The 1,375-nt window shown below is 62.9% G+C and carries 2 protein-coding genes; both read left to right on the top strand.

Annotation, left to right across the window (positions count from 1 at the left end; translation table 11 throughout):
* On the top strand, nt 1–945 hold a 945-nt coding region (locus RA19_RS24815; RefSeq protein WP_082020683.1), incomplete at its 5' end, for a TniB family NTP-binding protein.
* Nucleotides 942–1,375 (top strand): TniQ family protein (locus RA19_RS24810; protein WP_039168357.1); only part of this gene is annotated, 434 nt, incomplete at its 3' end. The genes RA19_RS24815 and RA19_RS24810, both read left to right, overlap by 4 nt.

The following is a 1,375-nucleotide window of genomic DNA, read 5'->3' as shown; positions in this document are numbered from 1 at the left end:
CTGGAAACCCTGCGCAACCTCCATGTCGGATCGCCTAGGGACGCGGAATTTGCGTCCCACCTCGATCGGCTCCTGAAACGCGATACCTCTGGCAATCTGCTGCCCGAGGCTTTGCGCTTTACGTCCACCGGCGAAACGCGTGGCATCCTGGTGATCGACGGGCCCGGCGGCGGCAAATCCACCCTGGTGAAACGGGGCCTTTCCCGGCACCCTGTGTTCTCCCAGAAGCCAGAGGGGCGCGCACTGTACCTGGATACGGTGGTGCCGAGTCCTGCGACCCTGAAGAGCGTGACGCAGGAGCTTTTGACCCGCAGCGGCTACCCCGTGAAATCCGGCCGCAGCGAGGTCTGGAGCCAGCTCCAGGTGTTCCGTGAACGGCTCCACATGCTTGGGATCGCTGTCCTGTGGATTGACGAGGCGCACGATCTCTTCTGTGCCGACCGGAACCTGATCCTTAGGGCAGTGAAGACACTGATGCAGGGGGAGCACCCGGTGATCGTGATCCTGTCCGGCACCGAAAGACTCCGGGAAATCATCCGCACCGACGCGCAGGTTAAGCGCCGGTTTTCTACCATCAACCTGAAACCGGTCGCTGTGCATACTGACAAGGAGCAGTTCGCCGCCTTGATCGATCAATACTGCGCCCGCGCGGAGCTGGAACCCCCTCAGCAGGAGGATCTGGTCGACAGGCTGTTCCATGCTTCCCGTTACAGGTTCGGGCGCTGCATCGAGACCATCAATGCGGCAATCGAGCAGGCGCTGAACCATGGTGAGGCGGCTCTGGATATCTGGCATTTCTCGGAAGCCTGGGCGTTCGACGAGGGATGCCCGCTCGACCAGAATGTGTTCGAGGTTCCGGAGTGGTGGACGATCGACCCGGATGCGTCCGATGAAGAGGAAGAGTCCAGGAAGCCGGTCAAACGCAAGCGGAAGCAGAGGGCATGATCATGGACAAGCTGTATCCCTCTCTTCCGTTTGCACCTGGCGAGACGCCGCTGTCCTGGGCTGCGCGTCTTGCAGCCCTGCACACCGGTGGCAGCCTCCGGCCTTTCCTCAACGACATGGACGTGCCGTTCATTCGGCTCGCGGGCGGGCATGCAGACGCGATCCGGCACCTCTGTGAACTGGCCGGTCAGGACCACAAGGTGGTGGAGCACAACACCATCCGCAGCCTGGACGGCAGGCGTTTTGAGCTGCGCGGCGAGGTGTTTTCCAAGGACTTCATGACTGGGCGTGCGACCCGCTTCTGCCCTGCCTGCCTGGCGGAGGATGAAGGCGGCGCCATCCGTCCCCACGCGCGGCGGAGGGGGCGGATGGAGTGGCTACTGGCTCCGATCAGGGTTTGCCCGCGTCATCAGCAGCCGCTCATGGAGCG

This window comes from Leisingera sp. ANG-M1 (genome assembly GCF_000813745.1).
In the GTDB taxonomy this organism is placed as follows: Bacteria; Pseudomonadota; Alphaproteobacteria; order Rhodobacterales; family Rhodobacteraceae; genus Leisingera.
The sequence above is the reverse complement of the archived record's forward strand: the minus strand, read 5'-3'. Positions and strand labels throughout refer to the sequence as shown.